Source organism: Herbaspirillum sp. BH-1 (assembly GCF_002870055.1).
In the GTDB taxonomy this organism is placed as follows: domain Bacteria; phylum Pseudomonadota; class Gammaproteobacteria; order Burkholderiales; family Burkholderiaceae_D; genus Herbaspirillum; species Herbaspirillum frisingense.
On record NZ_PKOI01000003.1, the window covers coordinates 62,397 to 83,633 of the forward strand.

A 21,237-nucleotide genomic window follows, 5' to 3' on the forward strand; every position below is an offset into this window, starting at 1 on the left:
ACGGGGCGTACTGCGAGGGCAGTACGTCCCTGTTTCCATAAAAACGAATCACCCGAAAATCGGAGAACCCTAATGGCTCAAATCGAAGTAAAAGTCCCGCAGTTGTCGGAATCCGTCGCAGAAGCGACCCTGTTGCAATGGCACAAGAAGGTCGGCGAACCTGTCGCCCGTGACGAAAACCTGATCGACATCGAGACCGACAAGGTCGTCCTGGAACTGCCCTCGCCGGACGCCGGCGTCATCACCCAGATCATCAAGGCTGACGGCGCTACCGTCGTGGCCGGCGAAGTGATCGCCATCCTCGACACCGACGCTTCCGCACAAGTGGCCCCGACCGAAGTCAAGGCTGCTCCTGCTCCGCAATCGACCAACGAACCGACCCCGGTGGCTGCTCCCGAGCTGGCTTCCAAGGGCGATGTCGCCATGCCCGCCGCCGCCAAGCTGCTGGCCGACAACAACCTGTCGACCTCGCAAGTCACCGGTACCGGCAAGGATGGCCGCGTGACCAAGGGCGACGTCCTGGGCGCACTGTCGGCGCCTGCTGCTGCTCCCGCCGCTGCCGCCAAGCCGGCCCTGGCTGCCGTGGCCGCACCGGTCAAGGCTGGTCTGGAAAGCCGTCCGGAACAACGCGTGCCGATGAGCCGCCTGCGTGCCCGTGTGGCAGAGCGTCTGGTGCAGTCGCAATCCACCAACGCCATCCTGACCACCTTCAACGAAATCAACATGCAGCCGGTCATCGACCTGCGCAACAAGTACAAGGACAAGTTCGAGAAGGAACACGGCGTCAAGCTGGGCTTCATGTCCTTCTTCGTCAAGGCCGTCGTGCACGCCCTGAAGAAGTACCCGATCGTCAACGCCTCGGTCGACGGTAACGACATCGTCTACCACGGCTACTTCGACATCGGCGTGGCCGTCGGTTCGCCGCGCGGCCTGGTGGTGCCCATCCTGCGTGATGCGGACCAGATGTCGATCGCCGACATCGAGAAGAAGATCGGTGAATTCGGCCAGAAGGCCAAGGACGGCAAGCTGTCCATCGAAGAACTGTCGGGCGGTACCTTCACCGTCTCCAACGGCGGTACCTTCGGTTCCATGCTGTCGACCCCGATCATCAACCCGCCGCAATCGGCGATCCTGGGCATCCACGCCACCAAGGAACGTGCAGTGGTCGAAAACGGCCAGGTCGTGGTGCGTCCGATCAACTTCTTCGCGCTGTCCTATGACCACCGCATCATCGACGGCCGCGAAGCCGTCCTGTCGCTGGTTGCCATCAAGGAAGCCCTGGAAGATCCTGCCCGTCTGCTGCTGGACCTGTAATGACCGCCGGAGGGGCTACTACGCAACCCGATCTCGCTGCTGCGATGCTCGCCGTACGACAGTACGGCTGCGCTTCTCGCAGCGACCTCGGGATGCTCGCTACGCCCCTCCGACGGCCCACAGAGTTGTCTAGGCGCTGAAAAGCTCAAAGCGTTCAGCGCTTTTTTGTATCCGCGGATAACTTTTCCGCGACAAACAGAATTGGAAATGACATGAGCAAGAATTTTGACGTCGTCGTCATCGGTGGCGGCCCCGGCGGCTACATCGCTGCCATCCGTGCAGCGCAACTGGGCTTCAACACCGCCTGCATCGACGAATGGAAGAACGAGAAGGGCGGCCCCGCACCGGGCGGTACCTGCACCAACGTCGGTTGCATCCCCTCCAAGGCGCTGCTGCAATCCTCCGAGCACTACGAGCACGCCAACCACGGCTTCGCCGAGCATGGCATCGAAGTCAAGGGCCTGGGTCTGAACCTGGAAAAGATGCTGGGTCGCAAGAACACCGTGGTCAAGCAGAACAACGACGGCATCCTGTACCTGTTCAAGAAGAACAAGGTGTCCTTCTTCCACGGCCGCGGCTCCTTCGTCAAGGGTGATGCCAACGGCTACGAGATCAAGGTTGCCGGCGCTGCCGAAGAAACCATCATCGCCAAGCACGTCATCGTCGCTACCGGCTCCAACGCCCGCGCACTGCCGGGCGCCGAGTTCGATGAAAAGCTGATCCTCTCCAACACCGGCGCACTGGCCATCTCCGAAGTGCCCAAGAAGCTGGGCGTGATCGGTGCCGGCGTGATCGGTCTGGAAATGGGCTCGGTCTGGCGTCGCCTGGGCGCGGAAGTGACCGTGCTGGAAGCGCTGCCGACCTTCCTGGGTGCCGTCGATGAACAGATCGCCAAGGAAGCCCAGAAGCTGCTGACCAAGCAGGGCCTGGCCGTGAACCTGGGTGTGAAGATCGGTACCATCAAGGCCGGCAAGAACAGCGTCTCCGTGGAATACACCGATGCCAAGGGTGAAGCCCACACCGGCGAATTCGACAAGCTGATCGTCTCCATCGGCCGTACCCCCAACACCATCGGCCTGAACGCCGAAGGCGTGGGCCTGAAGCTGGACGAGCGCGGCTTCATCGCCGTGGACGGCGACTGCAAGACCAACCTGCCCAACGTGTGGGCGGTGGGTGACGTGGTGCGCGGCCCGATGCTGGCCCACAAGGCCGAGGAAGAAGGCGTTGCCGTGGCCGAGCGTATCGCCGGTCAGCATGGTCACGTCAACTTCAACACGATTCCCTGGGTCATCTACACCTCGCCGGAAATCGCCTGGGTCGGCAAGACCGAGCAGCAACTGAAGGCCGATGGCGTGCAGTACAAGGCTGGTACCTTCCCGTTCCTGGCCAATGGTCGCGCCCGCGCGCTGGGCGATACCTCGGGTATGGTCAAGTTCCTGGCCGATGCCAAGACCGACGAAATCCTGGGCGTGCACATTGTTGGCCCGATGGCTTCCGAGCTGATTTCCGAAGCCGTGGTGGCCATGGAATTCCGCGCTTCGTCGGAAGACATCGCCCGCATCTGCCACGCTCACCCGTCGCTGTCCGAAGCGACCAAGGAAGCGGCGCTGGCCGTCGACAAGCGCGCATTGAACTTCTGATGCGCGATCAATGCGACAATACGCGTCGCCCGCACCTGCCACGCTCGTGTTGCACGCGTATTGAGCATTGAGATGCCAACCCAATGGGCGAGCCTGGCTCGCCCATTGTCGTTTTACAAGACCACACCATGGATGTCCGTCAATTCTACGAACAGTCGCTGTCCCAGCGCGGTTATCAATCCGACGAGGCGCAATTGCGCGCCATCGAGCGCCTGCAGCGCGCCTATGAGGAATGGGTCGCCTACAAGGCCCAGCGTGCCTCGACCTTCAAGCGCCTGATCAGCCGGCCGGCCGTGCCGCGCGGCGTCTACATGTGGGGCGGGGTGGGGCGTGGCAAATCCTTCCTGATGGACAGCTTCTATTCGGTGGTGCCGGTGGTGCGCAAGACGCGCCTGCACTTCCACGAATTCATGCGCGATGTGCATCGCCAGCTGGATGAGCTCAAGGGCATCGCCGATCCACTGGACGAGGTCGCCAAGCGCATCGCCAAGAAATACCGCCTGATCTGCTTCGACGAATTCCATGTCTCCGACATCGCCGATGCGATGATCCTCTACAACCTGCTCAAGGGCTTGTTCGATCATGGCGTCTCCTTCGTCATGACCTCCAATTACGAGCCCGGCACGCTCTATCCGGACGGCCTGCACCGCGACCGCATGCTGCCCACCATCGCACTGCTGAAGGAAAAGCTGGACGTCATGAACATCGACGCCGGCATCGATTACCGCAAGCGCGTGCTGGAACAGGTCAAGGTCTATCACACGCCCTTGAACGCCAAGACCGATGAGGAGTTGCGCAGCGCCTTCGCGGCCGTGGCCGAGGCGGCCGATGAAGATCCGCGGGTGCATATCGAGGCGCGCGAGATCCGCGCCCTGCGCCGCGCCGGCAGCGCCATCTGGTTCGATTTCGCGACCCTGTGCGGCGGCCCGCGTTCGCAGAACGACTACCTGGAGCTGGCCAGCCGTTTCCAGACCGTGATCCTCTCGGGCATCCCGCGCATGTCGGCGGCCATGTCTTCCGAGGCGCGCCGCTTCACCTGGCTGATCGACGTGTTCTACGACCACAAGGTCAAGCTGATCATGTCGGCGGCCGTAGAGCCGGACGAGCTTTACACGGTGGGGACCCTGTCCAACGAGTTCCACCGTACCGTTTCACGTATCATTGAGATGCAATCGAAGGAATACCTGGACGCGGACCGGCGCTCGATTGCCGACAGCCTCTCCTGAACATTTACCTGATGGACAAGAACCACATGCAAGGTCTTTTCGCCGATGCCAAGGGCGTCACCTCTTCCCTGTGCGGCCTGATGCTGGCGCTGGCCAGTGCCACCTGCGTGGCGCAGGCACAGGGGACGACTGCCGCCAGCCCCGAGGCGGCTTCCCCGTCGCTGCCGGTGCGAGCAGGCACGGCACCGGTGGCCGCGACACCTTCGACATCCTCGGCCACACCGGCAACTTCGGCCGCGCCCATGAGCCGCGAGCGGTTTGACGAGCTGGAAGCCCGCGCACCGATTACCACGCGTTTCCCGGCCGGCACCATCAAGTCCGACGAGCAGGCGCAGAAGGCACTGGACGAAGCCGCCGAAGACCGGCAGGCAATGGACCTGCGTTACATCCTGGACCAGCGCGCCTGCTACCCCAAGTTCCTGGTGGCGGATTGCCTGGAAGCAGCACGCGACCGCAAGCGTCTGGCGGAAAAGCGCATCAAGCAGGTCGAGTACGAGGCCAAGGTCTTCCAGCGCCAGGCGACGGTGGACGATCGTGACCGTTCCCTGGCCGATCAACGCGCCAAGGATGAGCAGGACGCCGCCCGCCGCCAGCAGGAACAGAAGGACAAGGAAGCCAGTTCCGCGCGCAAGGTGGAGGAAAGCAACGCCAAGAACCGCGAGGTCCAGCAACGTATCGACCAGAACAAGGATGTGCCGGCCGATTACCGCGTGCGTCAGCATGAAGCCGAGGTGCGTCGTCAGCAGGCCGAGGAGGCCGCCCGCGCACCGGAGCGCGCAGCCAATGCCGCGCAGCGCCAGCGGCGTATCCAGGAGGCAGAAGAGCACCGTCTGGAAGTGGAGCGCAAGAAGGCCGAGAACGAGCGCGAACGTGCCGAGCGCAAGAAGAAGCAGCAACAGGATTCGTCGACCACTGCCCCGGCAGCCAAATAGCCGCTCAAGCAGGGCGGCGACCCAGCCGTGCGCGCGCGTCGATTGGCGCGCGCGTGCCTCTGGATTACACTAGCAAGCACATCCGCAACCAGCCAGCCATCATGACCAGTACGCATCGCGAAGATATCCAGCGCCGCATCATCGAACTTGAAGTCGAGCACCGTGATCTCGACAGCGTGATCGACATGCTCATCCGCGATGCCCGTTCCGAGGATCTGCAATTGCGACGCCTCAAGAAGCGCAAGCTGCAATTGAAGGATCACATCGCCCTGCTGAAGATGCAGCTGGTTCCCGACATCCCCGCCTGAGCGCCTGTTGCTGGCGCCGCCACCGCTGCGTGCGCCCACCGATGAGGCTCTCCCTCGAATTGCCGCGAGTGCGGCACTACCGCTTTCTCACCACTTCGAAGTGACCGGCCGAGTCCGCGTAGAATAGCGGCTTCTTCCATTGACGTGCTGAAGCCGCAGGTAGCTGATCAAGCCTGCCTTCCCGTTTTTTCTACAGGTTTGCCGCAGTGACTGTTCCAGAAACTCCCACCGATATCGTCGATACCAGCGCCGCCATGGTTCCTGCGGGTGACCAGGATGCGTCTCCTGGCGTACACGATGCCGAGATCGATCGCCTCTTCGGTGCCGGCGGTCCGCTGGGTGGTGCCGTGGGCAGCTACCGGCCACGCCATGCCCAGACCGAGATGGCCAAGGCCATTGCCACGGCGATTGCCGAGCAGGGAACGCTGATCGCCGAGGCCGGTACCGGGACCGGCAAGACCTTCGCCTACCTGGTCCCCGCCTTGCTGTGGGGCGGCAAGACCATCGTCTCCACCGGCACCAAGACCCTGCAGGACCAGCTGTTCAACCGCGACATTCCTACCGTGCGCAAGGCGCTGCATGCGCCGGTGTCGGTAGCGCTGCTGAAGGGCCGCAGCAATTACGTGTGCCATTTCCACCTGGAGCGCACGCTGCAGAATGGCCGCCTGACCGCGCGCGAGGATGTTGGCTATCTGCGCGAGATCTCCCGCTTCGTCAAATCCACCTCGTCGGGGGACAAGGCCGAACTGACCAAGGTCCCCGAGACCGCCTCCGTGTGGAACCTGGTGACCTCGACCCGCGATACCTGCTTCGGCGCCGAATGCCAGTATTACCAGGATTGCTTCGTCATGAAGGCGCGCAAGGAGGCGCAGCAGGCTGACGTGGTGGTGGTGAACCATCACCTGTTCTTTGCCGACGTCGCCCTGAAGGACAGCGGTATCGCCGAGCTGCTGCCCTCGGCCAATACGGTGATCTTCGACGAGGCGCACCAGTTGCCGGATACGGCCACGCTGTTCTTCGGCGAGACCATCTCCACCTCGCAGATCCTGGAGCTGTGCCGCGACGTGCTGGCCGAAGGCCTGAGTCATGCCCGCGACGGCGCCGACTGGGCGCGCCTGGTGGCACCGGTGGAGCGTGCGGCGCGTGACCTGCGCCTGGCGTTCCCGGAGGATTCGATCCGCCTGGCACTGAACCAGATCGCCCCGTCCAGCGCATTCTTCCCGGCCCTCGACACGCTCAAGGATTGCATGGACGACATGATCGCCGTGCTGGACAAGCAAGCCGAGCGTGCCGAAACCATCGAACAATGCCGCGACCGCGCCAATGAGCTGCTGCGCCAGCTGGAAAACTGGGGCACGCCCGATGAAATCGCCAAGGCACAGGCGGAGGCGGCCGCCAAGGCGAGTGCTGCCGCCAAGTCCGAAGGCGAGCCAGGCGAAGGCGGCGACGAGCCTGCCCAGAAGCCTTTCTATGTGCTGTGGATCGAGGCCTTCCAGTCGTCGCTGCAGTTGCATCGCACGCCGCTGTCGATTGCCCCCATCTTCAACAAGCAGCGGGAAGGCACCCCGCGCTCATGGATCTTCACTTCGGCCACTTTGGCGGTGAAGAAGGATTTCAATCACTATGCGGCCCAGATGGGACTGTGGAACGCGCCGGCGCAGTCCTGGCCCAGTCCCTTCAACTATGGCGAGCAGGGTCTTCTGTATGTGCCGCAGAACCTGCCGCAACCCAATTCCTACGAATACACCGACGCCGTCATCGACGCCGCGCTGCCCACCATCGAAGCTGCGGGTGGGCGCTGCTTCTTCCTGTGCACCACGCTGCGTGCCGTCAACCGTGCCGCGGAACGCTTGCGGGCGGAGTTCGAGGCGCGCGGGCACGCGTTTCCCCTGTTCGTGCAGGGCGAGGCCGGTCGGACCGAGCTGCTGGACCGTTTCCGCGCCGCCGGCAATGGCGTGCTGATCGGCAGCCAGAGTTTCTGGGAAGGCGTGGATGTGCGTGGTGATGCGCTGTCGCTGGTGATCATCGACAAGCTGCCGTTTTCGCCGCCGGACGATCCGGTGCTGGCAGCGCGGATCAGCGAGATGGAAAAGCAGGGTCTGAACGGTTTCGTGCATCATCAGTTGCCGGCGGCCATCATCAACCTCAAGCAAGGTGCCGGGCGCCTGATCCGGGACGAGGGGGATCGCGGGGTGCTGATGATCTGCGATCCCCGCCTGATCACCAAGAACTACGGCCGTCGCATCTGGCAGAGCCTGCCGCCGTTCAAGCGTACCCGCGAGCTGGATGTGGTACAGGCCTTCTTCCGCGAGCAGGATGAGCGCCGGGCGGCCGCTGCGGCGGGCGAGGGCGGCGCCTCGGAAGCCGGCTGAGATGGCCGACCTCACCTCTCTGGTGCCGGTACGGGCCTCCGCACTGACGGTGGGCAAGCCGGCGCCCTGGCCGATCTACAACGAAGCCGGCAAATTGTTGCTGGCGCGCGGTACCTTGATCGATACCGCCGATCAGTTGGCCGGCCTGATCGAAAACGGTCTCTATCGCAATGCCCGCTGGATCGCCGAGCCTGATACCGAGTCGGTGCCGCTGCCGCAGGCGCGTGACGTACTGCGCCGCAAGCAAGGTGGCAAAAAGGCGGTCAAGCCTACGGCGACCGTGCGCGGCCAGGAAAGCGTGATCACGCTGGACGAGGTGCGCTGGAATATCGGCGACACCCTGTGGCTGCAGTTTGCCGACGATGCGACCCAGCGCTATGCAGTTTCGCTGGTGGGCTGCCTGCCCAATCGCAGCATCCTGGTCACCGCGCCGCAGAAGGAGGGCAAGCAGCTCTTCGTGCGCGATGGCCAGCCGTTTGTGGTGCGTGCCCTGACGGGGCGCCGCGCCTATGCCTTTGCAGCCCAGTTGCTGAAGTACCAGCAGACACCGTTCGTCTACCTGCACCTTTCACTGCCCAAGGAAATACGTTCCACCGTGATCCGCCAGGCCACGCGGGTGGCGGTGGGTGCCGAAGGCTATCTGGCGCTGGACGGTGCCAACCCGCTGCCGGCCAGTGTGATCGATCTGAGCCTGGGCGGGGCCTCGCTGGTGGCGACCTCGCTGTCGGGCAAGGTGGCGGCACAGAAGGGCGTGGTGGGACACTTGCGCTTCGTGGCGGCCGTGGCGGACCAGCAACTGAGTCTGGATCTGCGGGTGGTGCTGCGCGCCGTCGAGGCGCTGGGCGAGGCCGATTTCCATCAGTACGGCGTGGAGTTCTCGGGCCTGAGCGTGCGCGACAAGCTGGTGCTTGCGGCCTATGTCTACCAGGAACTGAGCCAGCAGGAGTAGGGCCGCAACAGGGGGCCAAGAATGTCGCTGGCGGGGGCTGCCCAACGCCCGGCTTCGGTTAAAATTCAGGCCATGAAAATCCTCATCAGCAACGACGACGGCTACCTCGCCCCGGGCATCAATGCCCTGGCGGAGGCACTTGCCCCCATCGCCGACATTACCGTCGTCGCGCCAGACAGCAACCGTTCCGGCAGCTCCAATTCCCTGACCCTGGATCGTCCGCTGTGGGTAGAGCAGGCCGCCAACGGCTTCTACTACCTCAATGGCACGCCGTCCGACTGCGTTCACGTGGCGTTGACCGGCCTGCTCAAGGAGCGTCCGGACCTGATCGTCTCCGGTATCAACCAGGGCCAGAACATGGGCGACGATACGCTGTATTCGGGCACCGTCGCGGCGGCCACCGAGGGTTTCCTGTTCGGGATTCCATCGATTGCGTTTTCGCAATTGCACAAGGGCTGGGCCGAACTGGATGCGGCGGCGCGCATCGCCCGCGAGATCGTGGAGCGGCGCTTCGACGCCCTGCCGCAGCCGTATCTGCTCAATGTCAACATTCCCAATCTGCCGTATGCACAGATCAAGGGCAGCCTGGCTACGCGCCTGGGCAAGCGGCACATGTCCGAGCCGGTGCACAAGCTGACCGATCCGCATGGTCGCGACCTGTACTGGATCGGTCCGGCCGGGGCCGCTCGCGATGGGGGTGAGGGGACCGATTTCCACGCCACCGCCAATGGCTATGTCTCGATCACGCCGCTGCAGATCGACCTGACCCACGCCACCCAGCTGGACAACCTCAAGAAAGCGCTTGCATGAGCGACAAGTCCAGCCGCTTCCCGCTGAGCCTGTCCTCGGTGGTGGACAAGAAAAAGACCTCTGGCGGCGGCCGGGATCGAGATGTGGCAGGCCGGCCTCAGGCGACGACCCAGACTGCGGCCAAGAATGCCGCCCAGTCATCCCAGCGGGCCGCGCTCAAGCCGGTTCAGCAGGGGCTGGCACAGGCCCTGCGCGCGCCGCCGGTGCCACCACGGGCTCCGGTGGTTCCTGCCCAACGTCTGCTCAGTGCCGCACCGGCGCCGCGTACGGCGATCAAGAACGTCATGACGGTGACCCAGACCAACGATTCCCACCATGCCTCGCCGCTGGCCTCGGAAGCCGTGCGCAAGGCCATGGTGGCGCGCGTGGCCAAGCAGGGCGTGGCCGATGCCAAGGTGCTGGCAGCGATGGAGGCGGTGCCGCGGCACATGTTCGTGGAGCCGGGCCTGGCCAGCCAGGCCTATATCGACGCTTCGCTGCCGATCGGCCATCACCAGACCATTTCCCAGCCCTACATCGTGGCGCGGATGATCGAGATCATGCGCCAGAACCGTCACGGCGGACGCCTGGACCGCGTGCTCGAAATCGGCACCGGCTGCGGTTACCAGGCCGCAGTGCTATCGCGGGTGGCCGGCGAAGTCTATTCGATCGAGCGCATCAAGCCCCTGCATGAACTGGCCAAGACCAATCTGCGTCCATTGCGGATAGCAAATATCCGCTTGCATTACGGAGATGGTATGCTTGGCCTGCCGCAAGTGGCGCCTTTCGACGGCATCATCCTTGCCGCAGCCGGACTTGAAGTGCCGCAGGCCCTGCTGGAGCAACTGGCCATCGGTGGCCGGCTGGTCGCCCCGGTGGGCGAACGTCAGCAAGTGCTGGAATTGATAGAACGCGTCGGCCCGCGTGATTGGCGGCGCAGTACCCTGGAACAATGCCATTTCGTGCCGTTACGGCCGGGTACGGTGTGATGCGGTCGCCCCGGCAAGGGGCGATGGTCACAGGTGGCAAGGCAGCATCGGCGGATATCAGGATCCGCCAGGCATCATCGAAACAGGGAACGGGCGGCAACAAGCACAAGCATCCAAGCCGCGGGTCGATGAAAAGAGCGGATGGGCAGGCAAGGGGGCCGCATTTCCCTGATGAACTTCTGGCGCTGGCTGCGTGTCAACTAGCGTCGTACAAAATCTTACGTAAGAGCATGAAGAAAATTCGTTTGGCTGTATTGGGCAGTGTCGTCAGCCTGCTGGCCGCCTGCGGCTCGACACCGAATCAGCAGCCGGCGCCCGTCGTCGACCGCACCACCAGCACCGTCAAGCCAGTGGACAATGCCGTCGTGGCGCCGGCTCCGGTTCCTTCTGGGCGTGGCTATTACACGGTCAAGAAGGGCGATACCCTGTATCGCATCGCGCTGGATGTCGGGCAGAACTGGCGTGATATCGTGGCCTGGAACAACCTGACCAACCCGAACGACATCAAGGTCGACCAGGTGTTGCGGGTGGCGCCGCCTGATCGCGTGGGCGGTGCGCCGCAGACCGCTGCCGTGGTCGCAGCACCAGGCGCTGGGCTGGATGTGAAGCCGTTGGGCGCGCCGGGAGCAGCGGCACCGGCAACGTCCGCGCCGATGGCGTCGGGCGGCAACAAGACCGGGCCGCGTGGTGACAAGCGTGCCTATTCGGACAGCGCCCTGGCCGAGCTGGAAAAGCCGGATGCAGCCCCGGCGGCGGCTCCGGTGGCACCCGCTGTGGCCACGGCCAAGCCTGAGGCGCCGCATGCCGCCGACAAGCCGGCAGCGGCCAGCCAGCCGGCCGCTGGTGACGATGAGGGCGTGTCCTGGATGTGGCCGGCCGACGGCAAGGTGGTCGGGACCTTCGAAGGCGGCAAGAAGGGCGTCGATATTGCGGGCAAGGACGGTCAGTCGGTACTGGCGGCCGCCGGTGGCAAGGTCATGTATGCCGGTAGCGGTATCCGTGGCTATGGCAACCTGGTGATCATCAAGCATACCAACAACCTGTTGTCGGCCTATGCCCACAACAAGACCATCCTGGTGAAGGAAGGCCAGAGCGTGACCAAGGGACAAAAGATCGCTGAGATGGGTAAATCCGACAGCGACAGCGTCAAGTTGCACTTCGAGATCCGCCAACAGGGCAAACCTGTTGATCCCTCCAAATACTTACCGCCACGCTAGCGTATGACAAGCAATCGCCGCGATCACTTGCCAGACCAGGACCCTCGCGAAGAGGACATCGACGATCCCATTGATGAGATCGATGAACCGGAAGTGATCGATGGCGATGCCGATGCGGCCGCCGAGCAGCCCCAGGAAGCGGCACCCGCCGAGGGAGTGGAGGAGCTCAAGAAGGTGCTGGCCGCCGAACTCTCCACCGACACCACCCAGCACTACCTCAACAAGATCGGCGCCAAGCCCTTGTTGACGGCCGCCGAGGAGCTGCATTTCGCTACCCTGGCCAAGCAGGGCGAGTTCGAGGCGCGCCAGAAGATGATCGAGCACAACCTGCGACTGGTGGTGTCGATCGCCAAGCACTACATCAATCGTGGCGTGGCCCTGCTGGACCTGATCGAGGAGGGCAACCTGGGCCTCATGCGCGCCATCGACAAGTTCGAACCCGAACGCGGTTTCCGTTTTTCCACCTACGCCACCTGGTGGATACGCCAGAGCATCGAGCGCGCCATCATGAACCAGGCGCGCACGGTGCGCCTGCCGGTCCACATGGTGCGCGAGCTGAACCAGATCCTGCGCGCCAAGTACCACCTGGAAGCACAGCATCGGGATGGTCGCGATGCCGGGGCGGAAGATATCGCCCATCTGGTGGGGCGGCCGGTGGAAGAGGTGCAGGACGTGCTGGCCTTGTCCGAACATGCGGCCTCGCTGGACACGCCGTTGGACAACGATCCCCAGGCCAGTCTGATGGACCTCTTGCCCAGCGCGGTGGAGGAGCATCCCGATACCCGTGCCGAAAGCCAGGAAACCGCCTTGCTGATCCGGGAATGGTTGAAGAGCCTGTCGGAAAAGCAGCGGGTGGTCGTGGCCCGCCGCTTCGGCCTGGATAACGACGATCCCTCGACGCTGGAACAGCTTGCCGGCGAGATGGGCATCACCCGGGAGCGCGTGCGCCAGGTGCAGCAGGAGGCACTGGTCAAGCTCAAGCGGCTGCTGACTTCGCGCGGAGTGGGGCGGGACGCTCTGTTCTGAGTCGACCTGCGGGGCGTGGCCCATCTGCGCTCCTGCTGAATTTTCGCTGATTTCTTTCGATTTCCTTCATCCAGCCGCGTCCGGATGTGCGACGCGCTTCCCTCCCGGTCCCGGATCGCGGACAATACCGCTTTTGTTTTCGGCCGCGGACTTCGGTCCCACCCAGTGGTTTCCCTCATGCAACAAGACATCATCATTGAAATCAAGTCGCTCGATATGGACGGGCGCGGCGTTGGTCACCTCGAAAACGAGGATGGCACGCAAGGCAAGGTCATCTTCGTCGAAGGTGCGCTGCCCGGCGAGCGGGTCAGTTTCCAGTCCTATCGCAAGAAACCGAAGTGGGAAGCCGGTGAGATGACCGCGCTGCACCGTGAGTCCTCGCTGCGGGTCAAGCCGCGCTGCGACTATTTTGGTACGTGCGGTGGCTGCGCCATGCAGCATCTGGAGCCTTCGGCCCAGGTCGCCATGAAGCAGCGCGTGCTGGAAGACAATCTCTGGCATCTGGGCAAGACCAAGGCCGAGGTCATGTTGCGGCCCATCTATGGTCCGACCTGGGGTTACCGTTACCGCGCCCGTATCTCGGTGCGCCACGTGGCCAAGAAGGGCGGGGTGCTGGTGGGCTTCCACGAAAAGCGCTCCTCCTTCATCGCCGATATGAAGACCTGCGAGATCCTGCCCCCCAATGTCTCGGCCATGCTGGTGCCGCTGCGCGAGCTGGTGGCCGCGCTGACCATCCGCGACCGGATGCCGCAGATCGAACTGGCGGTGGGCGAGGGTGATGATGGCAACAAGGTTACCGTACTGGTGTTGCGCATCATGGAGGCCCTGGCCCCGGCCGACGAGGTCTTGCTGAAGGCCTTCGCCGACCAGTACCGGATCGAATGGTGGTTGCAGACCAAGGGGCCGGACACGGCCGCGCCGTATTACCCGGCCCAGTCGAAGTTGCAGTACACCTTGCCGGAATTCGGCATCCGCATGCCCTTCAAGCCTACCGATTTCACCCAGGTCAACCATCAGATCAATCGCGTGCTGGTGGCACGCGCGCTGCGCCTGCTGGATGTACAGCCGCAAGACCGCGTGGCCGACCTGTTCTGTGGGCTGGGCAACTTCACGTTGCCCATCGCCACGCTGGCGCGTGAGGTGGTGGGTATCGAGGGCAGCACGGCCTTGACCGAGCGTGCCCTGGACAATGCCAAGGTCAATGGTGTGGATGCCAAGACCAGCTTCTACTGCCGCAATCTCTTCGAGGCCAAGCCCGAGGATTTCGTGGCCCTGGGCAAGTTCGACCGCATGCTGATCGACCCGCCGCGCGAAGGGGCCATGGAAGTCTGCAAGGCCCTGGTGGAGTTGCCGCCGGAGCAACAGCACCTCAAGCCCAGGCGTATCGTCTACGTCTCCTGCAATCCCGCCACCCTGGCGCGCGATGCGGGAATGCTGGTCCATCTGGGCGGTTATTCGCTCAAGTATGCTGGCGTGGTGAACATGTTCCCGCATACCGCCCACGTCGAGTCGATCGCGGTATTCGATCTGCCGGAGTAAAGCCGGGGCCGGGTGATCCGGCGTCCCAATGAAAAAGCCGGCTTGCGCCGGCTTTTTTGTTGCTCAGGATGCAAGAGGCATCGTTTGTCAGTCGCGGTTGCCGCCCACGATACCCAGGATCGACAGCAGGTTGGCAAAGACGTTGTACACGTCCAGGTAGATCGCCAGCGTGGCGGAGATGTAGTTGGTTTCGCCACCGTTGACCACCTGTTGCACGTCAAACAGGATGTAGGCCGAGAAGATGGCGATGGCCACCACCGAAATGGTCAGTTGCAGCGCCGGCAAGTGCAGGAACATGTTGGCCAGCGAGGCGACCAGGATCACCAGCACGCCCGCGAACAGGAATTTCCCCAGGCCCGAGAAATCACGCTTGGAGACGGTGGCGATGGTGGCCATGCCGCAGAAGATGATCGCGGTACCGCCGAAGGCGGTCATGATCAGCCCGGCGCCGTTGGAAAAGCCCAGCGTAAACTCGATCAGGCGCGACAGCATCAGGCCCATGAAGAAGGTGAAGCCCAGCAGGAAGGCCACGCCCCAGCCGGAATTCTTGGTCTTCTCGATGGCGTAGAAGAAGCCGAAGGCGATCGCCAGGAACAGCACGAAGCCGATCATCGGGCTGGCGGCAAAGAGGTTCAGGTGCATCTGCACGCCCAGCCAGGCGCCCAGCACGGTCGGGATCATCGACAGCGCCAGCAGCCAGTAGGTGTTGCGCAGCACGCGGTTGCGGGTGGCCAGGCTCGTGGTCGAGTGGCCGAAGGTCGTGTCCAGTTGGTTCATGTGTCCTCCGAAGCGTTGAATGCGAGCCAGAGAATAGCACGGCGGCTCGTTGTTAAGACAAGTCTTCCCTCCTCATGGTTCGTACGCACTTTGCTGACCTGTTCTGCCACTTGAGCCGATCAGCAATGCCCCACTGCAGTGCACGCCGCGAAAGATGTGTGCCAGACATCTCAAAGGAGGTGAATTGACATGATATCTGATGGTTTCATGCTAAAATACAAGGTTCATTGAATTATCAATTCTTGGCTTTAAGCCATTATTTTTATTGGAGTTTTTCTCATGGCAATTGAACGCACCCTGTCGATTATCAAGCCCGACGCTGTCGCCAAGAACGTGATCGGCCAGATCTACACCCGTTTCGAAAACGCTGGCCTGAAGGTCATCGCTGCCCGCATGGCGCAACTGTCGCGCGCCGAGGCAGAAGGCTTCTACGCCGTGCACCGCGAGCGTCCTTTCTTCAAGGATCTGGTGGACTTCATGATTTCCGGCCCGGTCATGATCCAGGTGCTGGAAGGCGAAGGCGCGATCCTGAAGAACCGCGACCTGATGGGCGCTACCGATCCGAAGAAGGCTGACAAGGGCACCATCCGCGCCGACTTCGCCGACTCCATCGATGCCAACGCCGTGCACGGTTCGGACGCTGAAGAAACCGCCAAGGGCGAAATCGCCTATTTCTTCCCGGCGCTGAACGTCTATTCGCGTTAATCTGTTCCTGTTTTCCATCGGTCTTCCGGATCGGAGCGGAAACCGGCGCTGCAATTCCTGTCGCGTCTTTCCGTCCTGGTCCCGGCCGCAAGCATCATGACTACAGCTCTCACCAATCTGCTGGATATGGATCCCGCGCAACTCGTCGCCTACTGCGGCGAGTTGGGTGAGAAGCCGTTTCGTGCCAAGCAGTTGCAGCGTTGGATACACCAGTTCGGGGTGTCTGATTTCGATCAGATGACCGATCTGGCCAAATCGCTGCGCGACAAATTGAAGACCCGCGCCGAAGTGCGTGCGCCGGCCATCATCAGTGACCATACCTCCACCGACGGTACACGCAAGTGGCTGGTCGACGTGGGCCAGGGCAATGCGGTGGAAACCGTGTTCATTCCTGAAGAAAACCGCGGCACGCTGTGCGTTTCCACGCAGGCGGGCTGTGCCGTGAATTGCCGTTTCTGCTCGACCGGCAAGCAGGGCTTCAACCGCAATCTGACCGTTGCGGAGATCATCGGCCAGCTGTGGATGGCGGAATTCGAATTGCGCAAGACCAAGGGTATCGAGGGCGGTCCCAAGGGCGAGCGCCAGATTACCAACGTGGTGATGATGGGCATGGGCGAGCCGCTGCTCAACTTCGAGCCGACCGTGACCGCCTTGCGCCTGATGCTGGACGACAATGCCTATGGCCTGTCGCGCCGTCGCGTGACCTTGTCCACCAGCGGCGTGGTGCCGATGATCGACAAGCTGTCCCAGGAGTGCCCGGTGGCGCTGGCGGTGTCGCTGCATGCCTCCAACGACGCGCTGCGCGATTCGCTGATCCCGCTGAACCGCAAGCACCCCCTGCGCGAGCTGATGCTGGCATGCAAGCGCTATCTCGAATTCGCGCCGCGTGACTTCATCACCTTCGAGTATTGCATGCTCGATGGCGTCAATGACACCGACACCCATGCCCGTGAACTGGTCGCGCTGGTGAAGGAAGGCGAGACGGCCATCCCCTGCAAGTTCAACCTGATCCCCTTCAATCCCTTCCCCGAGTCGGGTCTGAAGCGTTCCCACAATCCCCGCATCAAGGCGTTCGCGCAAATCCTGATGGATGCCGGCATCGTGACCACCATCCGCAAGACGCGTGGTGACGATATCGATGCCGCCTGCGGGCAGTTGGCCGGTGAGGTCAAGGACCGCACCCGGGTGCAGGAGCGCATGCAGAAGATGGCGGAGTATCAGGACAAGTACGGCCGTGATTTCGGCCGCATCGTGGAGATCTCCGGGTGACGGCAAGGGGCCTGGATACCCTGGCTGGTTGCGCATCACCAGCCCTTGCCGTGGTGGCGAGGGCAGATGCACCTCTTTTTTTCGAATCCGTTGCAGGGGCGTCGATGTTGCGCTGGGGCGCAAGCATCGCACGTCCTTTTTGTGTTCTTGTTGAAATGATTGCGTGTGCTGCCGCTGAGCGGCAGGACATGCTGAAGTGGTCGAAATTCCCGGGAGGGGCGCGACGCGGGTCGCGCAGGGACGCTCCAGAAGAATCCGGCCAGGGCCGGTTAAAAAAAGCTTTTCCATGTGGAGCATTTGATGAGTGATCAACAAATGAACGAAATGTCGTCGCAACAACCGCAGGATGCAGGTCAATCGTCCCAGGCCGTCCTCTTGCCGGGTGCCATGCTGGCCGCAGCACGCCAGAAGAAGGGTTGGTCGGTGGAGCAGGTGGCCAGCCTGGTCAAGCTGGCACCGCGCCAGATCCAGGCCATCGAGGCCGACAATTACGCCGCCCTGCCAGGCCTGGCCGTGGCGCGGGGCTTCGTGCGCAGCTATGCCAAGGTGCTGGGGCTGGACGCCAATGCCTTGACCGCTGCCATGCCGCAGGAGTCGGCCGTCGCGCAGCGCGATCACATCGTGCCGCAGCATTCGCTGTCCACGCCTTTCTCGGAAGGGCCGTTGCCGGCCATGATGATGAGCACCCGCGGCAATAGCTCGGCCTTGCCCATCGTGGCGGGCGTGATCGTGGTCGCCTTGCTGGCCGGTGCGGCTGCAGTGCGCTGGACCGATCTGGGTGCAGCCGTGCCGCAACTGGCCTGGTTGAAGTCGCACAAGAGTGAAGCGTCGGCCCCGGAAGCGGCGCAGAACGCTGACGCCGTCTCTTCCGATACACCGGTCAATGCCCGCGTCGATACGATTGTCGAGCCGGCCGGAAATGAGGCGGCCAAGGAATCATCGGCTGCTGCCACCGCAACCCCCGCGCCCGCTCCGGTAGCCTCCGTCGCTGCCCCTGTGGAGGCGGCGGCCCCGGCCGCTGCGCAACCGGCTTCGACCGTGACGGCGGCGCCTGCTTCGGTCACCTCGTCTTCATCGTCCTCGTCGTCTGCCCAGATGGCCGCGACCACTGTTCCCAGTGGCCTGAACATCGTCAATAGCAAGGACCTGCTGCGTCTGAGCTTCCGTGAGGACTCCTGGGTCGAGATCCGTCGTGCCGACAAGAGCACCGTGATTTCGCGCCTGCTCAAGGCCGGCACCACCGAAACCTTCGACGTCTCCGACGCCACGACCCTGATCATCGGCAATGCCTCCGGCGTCGACGCCACCTTGCGCGGCCAGCCGCTGGACCTGAAATCCCCGGGCGGCAGCAATGTCGCACGGCTGAACCTGAACTGAACCGTCTGCCTATCATGTCTTCCTCCCCGATCGCTTCCGGGCCGCTGGCCCGCCGCAACAGCCGCCGCGTGATCATCAGCCACGGTGCGCGGGAGATCGTTGTCGGCGGGGGGGCACCGGTGATGGTGCAATCCATGACCAACACCGATACCGCCGACGCCATCGGGACGGCGATCCAGATCAAGGACCTGGCCCGCGCCGGCTCCGAAATAGTCCGGCTGACCGTCAATACGCCCGAAGCGGCGGCAGCGGTGCCGGCCATTCGCGAGCAACTCGACCGCATGGGGGTGGATGTGCCGCTGGTGGGCGACTTCCACTACAACGGCCACACCCTGCTGACCGACTATCCCGAGTGTGCCCAGGCCCTCTCCAAGTACCGCATCAATCCCGGCAACGTCGGCAAGGGCGCCAAGCGCGACACCCAGTTCGCCCAGATGATCGAGGTGGCCTGCAAGTATGACAAGCCGGTGCGCATCGGCGTCAACTGGGGCAGCCTGGACCAGGCGCTGCTGGCGCGCATCATGGATGAGAACGCCGGGCGTGCCGAACCCTGGTCGGCACAGGCGGTGATGTACGAAGCACTGGTCACCTCGGCCATCGAAAACGCCCAGCGTGCAGAAGAGCTGGGCATGGCCGGCGACAAGATCATCCTGTCCTGCAAGGTCTCCGGTGTGCAGGACCTGATCGCGGTCTATCGCGAACTGGCACGCCGTTGCGACTATCCCTTGCACCTGGGGCTGACCGAGGCCGGCATGGGCAGCAAGGGCATCGTGGCGTCCACCGCAGCACTGTCGGTGCTGCTGCAGGAAGGTATCGGCGACACCATCCGTATTTCGCTCACCCCCGAACCGGGCGGCGACCGTACCAAGGAAGTGGTGGTCGGCCAGGAAATCCTGCAGACCATGGGCCTGCGCAAGTTCACCCCGATGGTGATCGCCTGCCCCGGTTGCGGTCGTACCACCTCCACCGTGTTCCAGGACCTGGCAGACAAGATCCAGACCTTCCTGCGCGAGCAGATGCCGGTGTGGAAGGGCAAGTACCCCGGCGTGGAAGCCATGAATGTGGCCGTGATGGGCTGCGTCGTCAACGGCCCGGGTGAGTCCAAGCACGCCAATATCGGCATCAGCCTGCCTGGCACCGGCGAATCCCCGGCGGCACCGGTGTTCATCGATGGGGAAAAGAAGATGACCCTGCGCGGCGAACGCATTGCCGAGGAATTCCAGAACGTGGTGCTGCAATACGTCGAATCACACTATGGCCAGGGCAGCCATGCCTGATTGAGCTGCAGGATTGGGCTGCAGCTTGGGCCGCCCAGCGCGACTGGGGGCGGCAGGCCATGCGTTACACTTGCCCACTTGCGCTGAACCGCTCGCATGAATGATGCGGCAGGTGACAGCTTCCAGAATTGAAGTTTCAAGACAACACTCTCCGGTATTCGGTATGTCAGAACAAAAGAAAGTCGAAAAAATCGTTGGCGTCAAAGGGATGAACGACATCCTGCCCGCCGATGCGCCCTTGTGGGAGCTGTTCGAGAACACCGTGCAATCGGTGCTCAAGAGCTATGGTTTCCAGCAGATCCGCACCCCTATCGTCGAGCCGACTGCGCTGTTCGCACGCGGCCTGGGCGAGGTGACCGATATCGTCGAGAAGGAAATGTATTCCTTCACCGACTCCATGAACGGCGACAATCTGACCCTGCGTCCGGAAAACACCGCCGGCGTGGTGCGTGCCGCCCTTGAGCACAACCTGACCTATGACGGCCCCAAGCGCCTGTGGTACGTCGGTCCCATGTTCCGCCACGAGCGTCCGCAGCGCGGTCGTTATCGCCAGTTCCACCAGGTCGGAGCGGAGGCAGTCGGCTTCAGCGGCCCGGACATCGATGCCGAACTGATCATGATGTGCCAGCGCCTGTGGGATGACCTTGGCCTGTCCGATATCCGCCTGGAGCTGAACTCGATCGGCAACGCCGAAGAGCGCAACAAGCACCGTGCCGACCTGATTGCCTATTTCGAGCAGCACAAGGACCTGCTGGACACTGACGCCCAGCGCCGCCTGCACGCCAATCCGCTGCGCATCCTCGACACCAAGAATCCGACCATGCAGGAAATGGTCAACGCCGCCCCCAAGCTGCTGGACTACCTGGGCGAGGAGTCGCGCGCGCACTTCGAAGGCGTGCAGAAGATCCTGCGTCACAACAACATTCCGTTCACCATCAATCCGCGCCTGGTGCGCGGCATGGACTATTACAACCGTACCGTGTTCGAGTGGGTCACCGACCAGCTGGGTTCGCAAGGCACCGTCTGTGGCGGCGGCCGCTACGACCCGCTGATCGAAATGTTCGGCGGCAAGCCGACGCCGGCCTGTGGTTTTGCCATGGGCGTGGAACGCCTGCTGGAGCTGATGAAGGCCAACGGCGAGCAATATGCGCCCAACCAGTGCGACGTCTATCTGGTTCACCAGGGCGATGATGCCCAGCTGCAATCTTTCGTCCTGGCGGAACGTTTGCGGACTGCCGGGCTCGATGTTGTGCTACATTGCGCATCGTCCAATGGTGGTGGTTCGTTCAAGGCGCAGATGAAGCGCGCCGACGCCAGCGGCGCCGCCTTCGCCATCATCATCGGCGAGGACGAGCTCAAGGCAGGCACTGCCACCGTCAAGCACATGCGCGAAGGCAACGCCGAGGAAGGGCGCGCCAACCAGAGCAACATGGCATTCGATGCCGTGGTCGACTACATCGTGGAGCAGATCGTCGGCGATCATGACCACGATCATGATCATGACCACGTGCACTACCACCCCTGAGCAAGC

At 63.1% G+C, this 21,237-nt stretch carries 18 protein-coding genes; 17 read left to right on the forward strand and 1 reads right to left on the reverse strand.

The window, feature by feature from the left end:
• Positions 1-72 precede the first annotated feature (72 nt).
• The 12 genes from odhB to rlmD all read left to right on the forward strand — a co-directional run bounded on the left by odhB (position 73) and on the right by rlmD (position 14,301).
• Positions 73-1,314, forward strand: coding sequence for a 2-oxoglutarate dehydrogenase complex dihydrolipoyllysine-residue succinyltransferase (gene odhB / locus HBH1_RS05255; protein WP_006463290.1), 1,242 nt, complete (start codon positions 73-75; stop codon positions 1,312-1,314).
• Between the two features lie 212 nt (positions 1,315-1,526).
• Complete coding sequence (lpdA, locus tag HBH1_RS05260; RefSeq protein ID WP_102661868.1) at positions 1,527-2,954, forward strand: dihydrolipoyl dehydrogenase; 1,428 nt, start codon at positions 1,527-1,529, stop codon at positions 2,952-2,954.
• A 128-nt stretch (positions 2,955-3,082) separates the two neighbouring features.
• On the forward strand, positions 3,083-4,180 hold the full coding sequence (gene zapE, locus HBH1_RS05265) for a cell division protein ZapE (protein WP_102662100.1): 1,098 nt from the start codon (positions 3,083-3,085) through the stop codon (positions 4,178-4,180).
• Between the two features lie 11 nt (positions 4,181-4,191).
• On the forward strand, positions 4,192-5,112 hold the full coding sequence (locus HBH1_RS05270) for a hypothetical protein (RefSeq protein WP_102661869.1): 921 nt from the start codon (positions 4,192-4,194) through the stop codon (positions 5,110-5,112).
• Between the two features lie 101 nt (positions 5,113-5,213).
• Positions 5,214-5,420 carry a YdcH family protein gene (locus tag HBH1_RS05275; protein ID WP_006463294.1) on the forward strand — a complete coding sequence of 69 codons (207 nt, stop codon included), beginning with the start codon at positions 5,214-5,216 and terminating at the stop codon, positions 5,418-5,420.
• A 254-nt stretch (positions 5,421-5,674) separates the two neighbouring features.
• The gene (locus HBH1_RS05280) at positions 5,675-7,792 is read left to right on the forward strand and encodes an ATP-dependent DNA helicase (RefSeq protein ID WP_199181537.1); all 2,118 of its coding nucleotides are present in this window, start codon (positions 5,675-5,677) and stop codon (positions 7,790-7,792) included.
• Position 7,793: 1 nt separating this feature from the next.
• Complete coding sequence (locus HBH1_RS05285) at positions 7,794-8,741, forward strand: flagellar brake protein (RefSeq protein WP_102661871.1); 948 nt, start codon at positions 7,794-7,796, stop codon at positions 8,739-8,741.
• A 72-nt stretch (positions 8,742-8,813) separates the two neighbouring features.
• Positions 8,814-9,551: a 5'/3'-nucleotidase SurE gene (gene surE / locus HBH1_RS05290; protein WP_006463297.1), complete on the forward strand. Its 738-nt coding sequence runs from the start codon at positions 8,814-8,816 to the stop codon at positions 9,549-9,551.
• Positions 9,548-10,519: a protein-L-isoaspartate(D-aspartate) O-methyltransferase gene (locus HBH1_RS05295; protein ID WP_102661872.1), complete on the forward strand. Its 972-nt coding sequence runs from the start codon at positions 9,548-9,550 to the stop codon at positions 10,517-10,519. The genes surE and HBH1_RS05295 overlap by 4 nt, the downstream gene beginning before the upstream one ends.
• A gap of 230 nt (positions 10,520-10,749) precedes the next feature.
• The gene (locus tag HBH1_RS05300; protein WP_039875254.1) at positions 10,750-11,736 is read left to right on the forward strand and encodes a peptidoglycan DD-metalloendopeptidase family protein; all 987 of its coding nucleotides are present in this window, start codon (positions 10,750-10,752) and stop codon (positions 11,734-11,736) included.
• Positions 11,737-11,739: 3 nt separating this feature from the next.
• On the forward strand, positions 11,740-12,762 hold the full coding sequence (gene rpoS / locus HBH1_RS05305) for an RNA polymerase sigma factor RpoS (protein WP_102661873.1): 1,023 nt from the start codon (positions 11,740-11,742) through the stop codon (positions 12,760-12,762).
• A 177-nt stretch (positions 12,763-12,939) separates the two neighbouring features.
• Positions 12,940-14,301, forward strand: coding sequence for a 23S rRNA (uracil(1939)-C(5))-methyltransferase RlmD (rlmD, locus tag HBH1_RS05310; protein ID WP_102661874.1), 1,362 nt, complete (start codon positions 12,940-12,942; stop codon positions 14,299-14,301).
• 87 nt (positions 14,302-14,388) lie between these two features.
• Here rlmD and HBH1_RS05315 read toward each other — a convergent pair whose 3' ends face one another.
• Positions 14,389-15,078: a Bax inhibitor-1/YccA family protein gene (locus tag HBH1_RS05315; RefSeq protein WP_077235658.1), complete on the reverse strand. Its 690-nt coding sequence runs from the start codon at positions 15,076-15,078 to the stop codon at positions 14,389-14,391.
• 279 nt (positions 15,079-15,357) lie between these two features.
• On the opposite strand from HBH1_RS05315, the gene ndk reads away from it, so the two are divergent.
• The 5 genes from ndk (at position 15,358) to hisS (ending at position 21,231) form a co-directional block, all read left to right on the forward strand.
• Complete coding sequence (gene ndk / locus HBH1_RS05320) at positions 15,358-15,783, forward strand: nucleoside-diphosphate kinase (protein WP_006463303.1); 426 nt, start codon at positions 15,358-15,360, stop codon at positions 15,781-15,783.
• A gap of 96 nt (positions 15,784-15,879) precedes the next feature.
• Positions 15,880-17,052, forward strand: a complete 1,173-nt coding sequence (gene rlmN, locus HBH1_RS05325) for a dual-specificity RNA methyltransferase RlmN (RefSeq protein ID WP_039875259.1) — start codon at positions 15,880-15,882, stop codon at positions 17,050-17,052.
• Between the two features lie 300 nt (positions 17,053-17,352).
• Positions 17,353-18,429, forward strand: coding sequence for a helix-turn-helix domain-containing protein (locus tag HBH1_RS05330; protein ID WP_102661875.1), 1,077 nt, complete (start codon positions 17,353-17,355; stop codon positions 18,427-18,429).
• A gap of 14 nt (positions 18,430-18,443) precedes the next feature.
• Positions 18,444-19,706, forward strand: coding sequence for a flavodoxin-dependent (E)-4-hydroxy-3-methylbut-2-enyl-diphosphate synthase (gene ispG, locus HBH1_RS05335; RefSeq protein ID WP_102661876.1), 1,263 nt, complete (start codon positions 18,444-18,446; stop codon positions 19,704-19,706).
• A 163-nt stretch (positions 19,707-19,869) separates the two neighbouring features.
• Entirely contained in the window at positions 19,870-21,231 is a 1,362-nt protein-coding gene (gene hisS / locus HBH1_RS05340) for a histidine--tRNA ligase (RefSeq protein ID WP_039875262.1), read from the forward strand.
• Positions 21,232-21,237 lie beyond the last annotated feature (6 nt).

Bases quoted from the DNA above. Each gene is read 5' to 3' on its own strand.
- odhB (WP_006463290.1), top strand. From the start codon at position 73: ATGGCTCAAATCGAAGTAAAAGTCCCGCAGTTGTCGGAATCCGTCGCA.
- lpdA (WP_102661868.1), top strand. From the start codon at position 1,527: ATGAGCAAGAATTTTGACGTCGTCGTCATCGGTGGCGGCCCCGGCGGC.
- zapE (WP_102662100.1), top strand. From the start codon at position 3,083: ATGGATGTCCGTCAATTCTACGAACAGTCGCTGTCCCAGCGCGGTTAT.
- HBH1_RS05270 (WP_102661869.1), top strand. From the start codon at position 4,192: ATGGACAAGAACCACATGCAAGGTCTTTTCGCCGATGCCAAGGGCGTC.
- HBH1_RS05275 (WP_006463294.1), top strand. From the start codon at position 5,214: ATGACCAGTACGCATCGCGAAGATATCCAGCGCCGCATCATCGAACTT.
- HBH1_RS05280 (WP_199181537.1), top strand. From the start codon at position 5,675: ATGGTTCCTGCGGGTGACCAGGATGCGTCTCCTGGCGTACACGATGCC.
- HBH1_RS05285 (WP_102661871.1), top strand. From the start codon at position 7,794: ATGGCCGACCTCACCTCTCTGGTGCCGGTACGGGCCTCCGCACTGACG.
- surE (WP_006463297.1), top strand. From the start codon at position 8,814: ATGAAAATCCTCATCAGCAACGACGACGGCTACCTCGCCCCGGGCATC.
- HBH1_RS05295 (WP_102661872.1), top strand. From the start codon at position 9,548: ATGAGCGACAAGTCCAGCCGCTTCCCGCTGAGCCTGTCCTCGGTGGTG.
- HBH1_RS05300 (WP_039875254.1), top strand. From the start codon at position 10,750: ATGAAGAAAATTCGTTTGGCTGTATTGGGCAGTGTCGTCAGCCTGCTG.
- rpoS (WP_102661873.1), top strand. From the start codon at position 11,740: ATGACAAGCAATCGCCGCGATCACTTGCCAGACCAGGACCCTCGCGAA.
- rlmD (WP_102661874.1), top strand. From the start codon at position 12,940: ATGCAACAAGACATCATCATTGAAATCAAGTCGCTCGATATGGACGGG.
- HBH1_RS05315 (WP_077235658.1), bottom strand. From the start codon at position 15,078: ATGAACCAACTGGACACGACCTTCGGCCACTCGACCACGAGCCTGGCC.
- ndk (WP_006463303.1), top strand. From the start codon at position 15,358: ATGGCAATTGAACGCACCCTGTCGATTATCAAGCCCGACGCTGTCGCC.
- rlmN (WP_039875259.1), top strand. From the start codon at position 15,880: ATGACTACAGCTCTCACCAATCTGCTGGATATGGATCCCGCGCAACTC.
- HBH1_RS05330 (WP_102661875.1), top strand. From the start codon at position 17,353: ATGAGTGATCAACAAATGAACGAAATGTCGTCGCAACAACCGCAGGAT.
- ispG (WP_102661876.1), top strand. From the start codon at position 18,444: ATGTCTTCCTCCCCGATCGCTTCCGGGCCGCTGGCCCGCCGCAACAGC.
- hisS (WP_039875262.1), top strand. From the start codon at position 19,870: ATGTCAGAACAAAAGAAAGTCGAAAAAATCGTTGGCGTCAAAGGGATG.